Annotated in this window: 10 protein-coding genes and 3 pseudogenes; 9 read left to right on the forward strand and 4 right to left on the reverse strand. The window is 55.3% G+C overall.

Annotated elements, in window-relative coordinates:
* Nucleotides 1-700: 700 nt before the first annotated feature.
* The 9 genes and pseudogenes from DR88_RS0127240 to DR88_RS00045 all read left to right on the forward strand — a co-directional run bounded on the left by DR88_RS0127240 (nt 701) and on the right by DR88_RS00045 (nt 5211).
* Nucleotides 701-1272, forward strand: a pseudogene (locus DR88_RS0127240) (recombinase family protein).
* Nucleotides 1273-1300: 28 nt separating this feature from the next.
* A pseudogene (locus tag DR88_RS29180) lies at nt 1301-1887 on the forward strand (TOTE conflict system archaeo-eukaryotic primase domain-containing protein); the annotation flags it as partial.
* Nucleotides 1874-2813: pseudogene (locus DR88_RS0127245) on the forward strand (Tn3 family transposase); the annotation flags it as partial. The pseudogenes DR88_RS29180 and DR88_RS0127245, both read left to right, overlap by 14 nt.
* Before the next feature lie 71 nt (nt 2814-2884).
* Entirely contained in the window at nt 2885-3256 is a 372-nt protein-coding gene (gene tolA / locus DR88_RS00070; protein ID WP_001237044.1) for a cell envelope integrity protein TolA, read from the forward strand.
* Nucleotides 3253-3471 (forward strand): TonB family protein, encoded by a 219-nt coding sequence (locus DR88_RS00065; RefSeq protein WP_002193751.1) that lies wholly within the window; start codon nt 3253-3255, stop codon nt 3469-3471. The genes tolA and DR88_RS00065 overlap by 4 nt, the downstream gene beginning before the upstream one ends.
* 212 nt (nt 3472-3683) lie before the next feature.
* Nucleotides 3684-4112: a CopG family ribbon-helix-helix protein gene (locus DR88_RS00060; protein WP_002193750.1), complete on the forward strand. Its 429-nt coding sequence runs from the start codon at nt 3684-3686 to the stop codon at nt 4110-4112.
* Entirely contained in the window at nt 4100-4414 is a 315-nt protein-coding gene (locus DR88_RS00055; RefSeq protein WP_001136729.1) for a type II toxin-antitoxin system RelE/ParE family toxin, read from the forward strand. Before DR88_RS00060 ends, DR88_RS00055 begins: the two co-directional genes overlap by 13 nt.
* 163 nt (nt 4415-4577) lie before the next feature.
* Nucleotides 4578-5006, forward strand: a complete 429-nt coding sequence (locus DR88_RS00050; protein WP_001140599.1) for a hypothetical protein — start codon at nt 4578-4580, stop codon at nt 5004-5006.
* 25 nt (nt 5007-5031) lie between these two features.
* A complete protein-coding gene (locus tag DR88_RS00045; RefSeq protein ID WP_000165970.1) occupies nt 5032-5211 on the forward strand; it encodes a Rop family plasmid primer RNA-binding protein in 180 nt (59 codons plus the stop codon).
* Between the two features lie 27 nt (nt 5212-5238).
* Here the strand turns inward: DR88_RS00045 and DR88_RS00040 are convergent, their stop codons facing one another.
* From DR88_RS00040 to DR88_RS31610, 4 genes are read right to left on the reverse strand one after another with little or no spacing between them, the layout of a single operon-like run.
* On the reverse strand, nt 5239-5769 hold the full coding sequence (locus DR88_RS00040) for a hypothetical protein (protein WP_001240350.1): 531 nt from the start codon (nt 5767-5769) through the stop codon (nt 5239-5241).
* 6 nt (nt 5770-5775) lie between these two features.
* Nucleotides 5776-6507 carry a MobC family replication-relaxation protein gene (gene mobC / locus DR88_RS00035; RefSeq protein WP_032444125.1) on the reverse strand — a complete coding sequence of 244 codons (732 nt, stop codon included), beginning with the start codon at nt 6505-6507 and terminating at the stop codon, nt 5776-5778.
* Entirely contained in the window at nt 6507-8099 is a 1593-nt protein-coding gene (locus tag DR88_RS00030; RefSeq protein ID WP_002193748.1) for a type IV secretory system conjugative DNA transfer family protein, read from the reverse strand. Before DR88_RS00030 ends, mobC begins: the two co-directional genes overlap by 1 nt.
* A 2-nt stretch (nt 8100-8101) precedes the next feature.
* Nucleotides 8102-8467 (reverse strand): hypothetical protein, encoded by a 366-nt coding sequence (locus tag DR88_RS31610; protein ID WP_000483454.1) that lies wholly within the window; start codon nt 8465-8467, stop codon nt 8102-8104.
* Nucleotides 8468-9114 lie beyond the last annotated feature (647 nt).

A 9114-nucleotide genomic window follows, 5' to 3' on the forward strand; every position in this document is an offset into this window, starting at 1 on the left:
AATAGTATCGCAATCAACCTAAAAGAACAAAAATAATCTTGCTGGCCCCTCTTGATAATCCGTAACGCTGTCAATATATCCAGCTTGAGGGCTTTCCTCTTAACTATTGAAAGGATAACGATTATGGGTCTTAAGCCGGGTCCGAAACGAATTGCCGATTCAACAGGGGAACCTGATAAACGCCAGCGTGACAATAAAAAAACGCCGGGGAATACTGACAAATTGAAACCCAGCAAATCCTCAAAAAAATAAGTCAGTAGTTAAAAGCCCTCCGGGGCTTTTTTTGTACCCGCAGATCAGTCTGATTGAACATAACATCTGTTATCAGCACCGCCCGAGAAGCCCTCAGAGCGTTTCCGGCGGCTACGGGATAAAACAACCCGGAAAACCGCCGGAAACGCGCCCGGTAAATTGTAACCCGCTGCATGCCTATGCACGCAACTGCATGGCGGGCCGTTTGGTAGTAAAAACGATACGATAAGCCGTGTTTATGTCAATGAACGTGGCCGTAAAGAGTGGCAAATATACATGTAGGGGTAGTGACCGGGTAGCTGCGATAACTGCCAACTTTTCTCCCCTCCACCTTCGCGCATAAACGAACGTTTGTGCAACTATCCCTGTCCCAACGTAACGATGCGACCTTGTGCATTGCAAAAATGTATTGCAATATAAAATCAAATGGCAACAGGAAATCGCAATCATGCTTATCGGTTATGCCCGGGTTTCGACACAGGAACAGGATACTCAGGCTCAGATATCAGCACTAAAGTCAGCCGGGTGTGAACTGATTTTCCAGGAAAAAGCTTCGGGAGGCGATGGGATCGACCCGAACTACAACGTCTTTTACAGCAACTGCGCAAAGATGATCAGGTTATTGTATGGAAACTGGATCGCCTTTCCCGTTCGCTGAAGGATTTATTGCTGACGCTGGAGAAGATTGAAACACGGGAGCTGATTTCGCAGCATTACCGAAATATTGACACATCCACTCCGGCGGGCAGGATGATGATGCAGATCGTTGGCTCCTTTGCTGAATTTGAACGCGCCATGCTTCGTGAGCGGACAAAGAGCGGGCTTGCGGCGGCACGCCAGGATGGCCGGGTTGGTGGGCGACGCCCTAAGTTAACCCCCCAACAGCAAAAAGAGATTGTCTCGCTCGTCACATCGGGGCAAAAAACGGGCGCTGATGCTGCACGTCTGTTCCGTGTTCATCCTTCCACCGTGGTGCGGCTTCTTGCCAGACACCGGATGACTGAGATCGGACAGACATAAATCGATGCGGGGGAGTTTACAGCAGAGTATGGTTCACCAATCTGACAGCGATGAATTATCGGCACTGCGGGCAGAAAATGCCCGATTGATTTCGCTACTTGATGCCCATGGAATTGAGTGGAGACTTAAGCGGCAGGCTCCGGTGCAAAAATTATCAACCTTATCTACTGACGACAAGGTTGCGCTGTTTCGCCGACTGTTCCGGGGGCGGGATGATGTATGGGCTCTGCGCTGGGAAAGTAAAAACAGCGGAAAGTCGGGCTATTCTCCCGCCTGCGCCAACGAATGGCAGCCAGGTATATGTGGTAAACCCCGATAAAATGTAGCGACTGCTCTCACCGCCAGCTCATTCCCGTATCGGATCCCGTTATCTACCGACATCTGGCTGGCGAACACACCATCGGTGTATATCCTTTGCTTGAAGATGACTTCTGTTATTTTCTGGCCGTTGATTTTGACGAAGCAGAATGGCAGGCCGATGCGTCAGCGTTCATGCAATCCTGTGATGAACTCGATGTGCCAGCTACACTGGAAGTATCAAGATCGCGTCAGGGGGCTCATATCTGGGTGGTTTTTGCGTCCCGAGTTCTGGCCAGGGATGCCCGCCGTCTGGGGTGAAGGGACAACATCCTGTGCTTCGGATTCCAAAAAATTTGGCTCCTGGGATCAAAATCTGATGACGGAATGGCATATCCGGTATGGCGGCCGTGGCGTCATGATTTACTGGCATGTGGAAAAGAAATCCACCTGCATTTACTCCCAGCTCAAGCGTTGCTCTTCTTCTGAAGTCGCCGCCATGATAGAGGGTGTTTTACGCCACTGTACTGATATGGATATCGAGCGACAGTACGTCGACAGCCACGGGCAGAGTGAAGTTGCTTTTGCTTTCTCATATTTGCTCGGTTTTGACCTGCTACCGCGCCTTAAGGCTATCGCCAGCCAGAAACTCTATCGTACCGGTGATGAAAAAACGGAGATTATTCAAATCTGGACCCCGTGTTAACCCGCACCATTAACTGGGAACTCATCATTCAGCAGTACGATGAGATGATTAAATACGCAACAGCGTTAAAACAGGGAACCGCAGAACCAGAAGCCATTTTACGCCGGTTTACCAGGAACAACGTTCAGCATCCGACTTATAAGGCTCTGGCGGAGCTGGGGAAAGCAATAAAAACCATTTTCTTATGCCGGTATATTGGCTCCGAAGATCTTCGCATTGAGATAAATGAAGGGCTGAACGTAGTGGAAAACTGGAATAGTGCAAATGCGTTCATTTTTATGGTAAAGGCGGAGAGGTGGCGACAAACCGTCTGGAAGAGCAGGAGTTGTCTGTTCTGGCGCTGCATCTGTTGCAGATTTGCCTGGTCTACGTGAACACGCTGATGATCCAGCAGGTACTCCATGAGCCCGTATGGCTGTCACGAATGAAGGCAGAAGACTTCAGAGCACTGACACCGCTGATTTACGCTCATGTAAACCCCTATGGGATATTTGAGCTTGATATGGAAACAAGGTTACCGATCGACGTGGTTGCCTGAAAGTTGGCAGTTATCGCAGCTACCCGGTCACTGCCCCATGTAATATTTTTTACTGACAGGTCATCAACCCGATGCGTTTAATACCCTTTATCCTGCTGGCATTGTGCAGCCCCTTACTCCTGACGGCCTGTAAGCATTCCACCACCCAGCCGCCGAAAATTTATACTCTGGATAAGTCATCTAAAATCAGTAGCTACGCTGCGGCCATCAAGACCGCTGTTGAAATGCAGATGTTTGAACCAGAGGCCTATGCGGGAAAAATGTGCACCGTGCGGATATCCATACAACGTGATGGCACTCTGAACAGCGCCATTGCTGAAGGAGGAGATCCGAAACTCTGTAAAGCAGCAATATCAGCCGTTACCCACGCCAAAATTCCGCCGGCACCGGATGAAAATACCTGGCAAATATTCAAAAACGCCCCTCTGGATTTCAGACCATGAAAGCTTTTACTCTGACAGTGCTGGCGGCCATGTTCCTCACTCCGGTACATGCGATACCACTAAAACCCGTAACCACACTGCAGCCAACCTACCCGGTACAGGCCGCAGCAAAACGCATCGAAGGTCAGGTGACCGCCACGTTTGATATTCTGGACGATGGACGAGTGGACAACGTGTCGCTTACCGGCTGTCACTTTTTTTTCGGGAAACGCTGACGGCAATGAGGCACTGGCTATATCCCGCAGGGCACCCGGCAATGCGACAGGTTATAAATTTTGAATTCAGTCTGAAAAATGACGGCTTACAGGATCCGCGACCAGCCACCACCAAAAAGTTCAATGATGATGGTTGCCGCCAGTAACAGGTCCTTTAACCCGCAGGCTGCAATAGTCCTGGATGATGAGTGAGCCTGTAGCAGCCCTGATTAGTGGAAGCGAAGCTGAAAAATGGGGAAGCGAAGCTGAAAAATGGGGAAGCGAAGCTGAAAAATGGGCAGCAAAAGCCGTATTTCTGGCAAATAGCGCCGCCACGGATTAAAGTAGTCATATGTATTACACATGACTACAAAGGGGCTTTTATGTCATCAGCAACATCCATCAGGCTCGATGAAGAACTTAAGGACCGGCTGAAAACGCTGGCCGATGACCGGCACCGCTCAGCGCACGCGCTAATGCTGGAGGCAATCACCGAATACATCGACCGGGAAGAGAAGCGCAGCCAGTACCTGCGGGACGGACAAGCCGCATGGCAGCACTATCAGGAAACGGGTCTGCACCTTACTGCGGAAGAAGCAGAAGCCTGGATAAGTACCTGGGGAACTGAGAACGAGCAGGATGCTCCGCCATGCCACAGGTAACGATTTCCGCGCTGGCACAGCGAGATTTACAACGCCTCCAGGACTTTCTCAAAACCAAAAATCGGCTGGCAGCCAGAAAAGCCGGTGAGGTGATCGTCCGGGCTATCCAGCAACTGAAAACATTGCCAGACATTGGCCGCCCGGTGCCATTTCTGCCGCTGGAATATCAGGAACTGGTGATCGGGTTTGGCGACAGTGGCTATGTGATGCTCTACCGCCACGACCGGGAAATGGACCGGATTGTGATCGTCACCGTCAGGCATCAGAAAGAATCCGGGTATCCGGGGGCAGACAGCCTCTAATAACCGATGACGGGGGCGCAATTCATTGCGTGGCCGTCGCCGGTTTGACAAGCACAGCGCGTCAGAAAACCACATCCTGAACGGAAAAACGGGTAAAATTCAGCGATACATTTACCGTGAGAAATTACACACCTTTCACACCCGATAAAATCAGGGGTATACAGTGGCGAAAACATTGCTCAACCTTTCACAGGCAGCACAAGCCGCGGGCATTACCAGAAGAACGCTATACAATCATGTAAAACAGGGAAAGGTTACCGTGTCACGTGACGGGAAAAACAACCCTGTCGTGGATGTGTCAGAACTGATCCGTGTATACGGAAATGTGAATATCCCTGAGAAACAAATTCCCGGCATTTCACACCGTGAAAATACACAAAAAAATTTCCCACAGGAACAGCTTCTGGCAATGCAAAAGGAACTGGCCGATCTCCGGCAGGCTGTCACCCTGATGCTGGAAGATAAAACATCCCGGGAAGAAGAACGCCGCCAGCACGATGATGAGCGCCGGAAACTCCAGGCCGAAGTGGACAGATTGACAACAGAACTGACACAGAAGAAAAAACGCTTCTGGTCCGGCTGGTTTAGCTGAGAACTTACCGAAGGGAATGGAGAACATGACGAAGCAGGAAAAAACCGCCCTCAATATGGCTAAATTCATTAAGGACCAGTCGCTGCTGTTGCTCGAGAAACTGAACGAGCTGGATATGGATACCCCGGCCGACATGTGCGAGCGGCTGCACGAGGATGCGGAAACACTCTGGCAGGTGATGCGGGATAAGCTCGGGGAGGAATAACAGCACCGGCATGGCCGGTGCTGGCGTTTATTTTTTGCCGGACGGCCACCACCGGCAGGCGGATTTGTCCTCCGGCAGTTCAGGCACCGGCACGTTAAAATAGCGGCTGTTATATTCCCGCATCAGCTCCGCTTTCAGCTTCTCGTTCACCGCGCTTTCCCCGTGCCGCTCGCTGACCACCTCAATCATCGCGCTAATCTGCTCCGGTGAGCACTTCCCGGCATCAACCACCTGCACACCGTTCTCGATGGCGAACCGCTCCACCTTGCGATAGAGGTAATCACACAGCTTCATTCCTGCGGGTTTGTCCCGTTCCCATTGCGGATTTTCACCGGTGAAAAAGTACGTGGCTTTTTCGTCGCTGTTGAGCCGCTCGTCATACATCCCGATGGATTTCATCATCGCCAGATGCTGGGCCCGGTCGACAAAACAGAAAACATACGCCCCGGTCTGCCAGGCGAGCACCACCATATCTTCAAGATGCTCGCTGGTCGGCATGATGCAGCGCTCGCCGTCCCGGTCCTCCGCATCTTCAATAAATACCATGTACAGCGCCATAATCCCTCACTCCGTTGTCATAAATTTAAAGCACGCAAACAGCCGTTCACGATCCAGCTCCGCCGTTTTGCGGGCCTCGCCGGTCTGTGGATTCACGATTTCATCCACCGACAGGATCGCCCGCTGCACCCTGACCTGCGTCGCCCGGTCCGGGCAGATGTACCAGATTTCATCGATGCCGTTCGCCCGGCGGTTAAACAGATACCCGGACACCACCTCCTGATAGCGCCTGCGGCTCTTCACGGTGCGCTCCACCTCAAACGCCACCGTTCTGCCGTCCAGCTCCGCCAGCGCGTCCGGCACCTTCATCCCTTTCAGGGCAATACGGTGCAGGTACCGCCAGCCGGTGGCCCCCCGGGCCTCCATGGCGAGGCGCAGGGACTGCACGGCCAGCCGGTGCGGCAGCTGCGCCGCCGACACCCGCGACGGCTGAAACGGAATAATGTCCGTCAGCGGCTCGTCCTCGTCGAACGAGAACGCCACCCCGTGCGGCGTCAGCCCCCACACGCTGACCTGACGGCCGTCAACCGGGTATTTCGCCCGGACCAGCAGCCCTTTCGCCACCAGGCTGTCCAGGAAGCGGTAAACCGGCTGTACCGCCGCAATCCCCAGCCGTTGCGCAACCAGCTCCGCCGTGGAACACAGCTCTTCCCGCAGCCAGCGCAGGGTCAGCCGTGTTTTCTCCGCGTTCCGCGCCTGCCGCTTCGCGTGGCTGACGTTGTATCGCTCCAGTGCCATCAGTACAGCCCCGCAAAATCATCATCACCCGGCCGCTGCCGCCCGGCCTCCGGCTGGTACTCCGCCAGCGGGTCCGTTTTCGCCAGCACCGGGAAGGTTTTCAGCGGAATTTCCCGGCGATCAACCCGCAGCGGGCTGCTGAACGACAGCCGCGCCACGCCCAGCCCGGTCATCACCGCGAACCCGTCAGGCAGATGTTGCAGGGTGTTCACGTCAAACAGCGGCCGCGCCTCCTTCTGGATGAAGCTGTCGCCGCTGATGTGCTCCACGTTCCCCGCCTCCCGGCTGGCCCGGCGGCGCTCCACGTCCACCCGGATCTCCCCGGTCTGGCCCGCCGCCCACTGCGCGGACTCCTGGCTGGCCGCGCGATAGAACCAGCGGATCGGCGTGTTATCCAGTACCGTGGTTTTCACAAAATCAGCGGGCAGATCCTGGCCGCACTGGCCGAAGTCGCCCAGCGACTGGTGCGCGAGCAGCAGGTTGCAGTCCCGGCTGCGCAGCGTCCCCAGCGCGTTCAGCACGTATTTCGACAGCAGATATTTAATCTCATCGAGCATGATGCTCGCGTGCGGCCACATCCGGAACTCGTCCCGCGCAATGATGATTTGCGCGCAGCGGGCAAACAGCATCTTCTGCACCCGGATCACCGCCTCATCGTCCATCGAGCCGATGACATACAGGCAGCCGCCGCCGTTGATTATCCCTGCCACGTCGATGCCGCTGTCCGTCTGCAGGACGCTCAGGTCGGCCACGTTCTCCAGCTTGGTGATCAGCCCCTTCACGTCCTTTTTCAGGGTCTCCGGCAGCGCGTACGCCGCCGCCAGCACCTGCTGAATGTTTGCCCCCTGCGGAAACTGCTCCGCAATCAGCTTCGCCGCTTTCTGCTCGCTGATACGGTAGTGGTCCGCCACGTCGCCGGTCTCACTCAGGTTAAATCCGGCAACCAGCAGATTCTTCAGGGCGTACTGGTCGAGATCGCGGAACAGATTCAGCTGCGCCGGTTTCCCCGGTCGCAGATCCAGCAGGGTGAAGTCCGGGCAGTGCGCCCGGAAGACGTGCGGCGCCCATGCGTCCCCTTTGGGGTCGAAGTACACCACCGCGTCCCCGAAATCGCGTACGCAGCGAATGAGCGCGTTGGTGGCCATCACGCTCTTGCCGCTCCCGGGCAGGCCGAGGATCTGAATGTTGGTCTTGCGCCAGGTATCACGCGGGACCAGCACCGGCTGGCCCTGCTCATCCTTACCCAGAAACACCGCCTGCTGTTTCCGGGCCTGCTCCGTGGAAAAATCGGCCAGCGCGTTAACCGGTACCGGCTCCCCGAAATGCAGGTGGCGGACGTCGGTCATTTCACCGGTCCGCTGGCTGCTGCGCCGGCTCTCCTGGTTCAGTTTCGCGTTCACCGCCTCGTCAGCGGCCGCAAAATGACCGTCAAGCAGCAGGAACGCCAGCAGCCGCGCCAACACAATCCCGACAACCAGCCCGCCCGCGCACCAGGCTATCCCGAACAGGTTAGCCGGCTGCAGCAGGTAATAATCTGCGTTCGCGTAGAGGTCCGGACGCAGGACGGTTTCTCCCCAGCTCTCGATAAACACGGCTACAACAAGCCCCCCAGAAGGGCCAGACCGGCAGCGCCGGTCAGCCAGTACGCGTAGTTCCAGACATGCCGCCGAGCCCTGACCATCCGCCCGGGCGAATCCAGCGAGGCCAGCACCGAAAATGGCGCGGCACGGTTATTATCGCGTTTATAGCGTTCAGCATACTCCCGCCATTCTTTCTGACTCAGCCCCACAAAACGCATCCGCCCAGCCCAGAGTTCTGCCAGACCGAAAAACAGGCCGATAACCAGAAAAAAACCGACCAGACTATAATACTCCCGGTACAGCCAGCTGACCCACGGGTAAATCTGCCGGGCCAGCTCCGGAATGTGCCACTTCCAGGCAAGCGAATCCGTATTAAACATGCAATCTATCTCCTTCAGACGACGGGTTTACCGGCGTGGTGTGCAGCCCCCGCTGCACAAGCCGCAGACATGCCCCAAGGGATGGCGACGGCGGTCACGTCCGTGGTGACTGCGTTCAGCTTTCACCACGGAGGCCAGCCTCTTTCCGCCCCATGCGGAAAAGGCGCAGCCCCGGAGGAACAACGAACACGCCCCTGCGTGTGAGAGGAAAAGGCGGCACCCCAGTGCGGTCTTTTCCGGTGTTCCGGCCCCCGTCAGAGTTCGCCATAGCGAGCGGCTGACCACCCGCAAAATCAGGAGCAGCTTTGCTGCTTCGTCAGGTGCGTTCAGCACCGTGGATTTTTGTGGGTGGTCAGGCGTGAGCCTGACGGGGGCCAGGTGAATTTCTGGCGTGACCGGCGTCCAGCCGGACAGAGCCAGAAAGAGGGGGAAAGACAGTGCGTCGGTGGCGTCCAGCCAGCGTAAGCAGGGGATTTCCCCCTGAAGTCAGTCACGCCCCAGCGGGGATGACGTGCATTTCTCCGCAAGGAGAAAAAAGCAACAGAGATAGGTTAACGTAAAATATTCAGCAGAAAACCGACAGACTTCACCTATCTGAATAATTTATCGGCAGGGAAGAGAAAGGCGGTAACACGGAGCAATATGTC

The organism is Klebsiella pneumoniae (assembly GCF_000742135.1).
In the GTDB taxonomy this organism is placed as follows: Bacteria; Pseudomonadota; Gammaproteobacteria; order Enterobacterales; family Enterobacteriaceae; genus Klebsiella; species Klebsiella pneumoniae.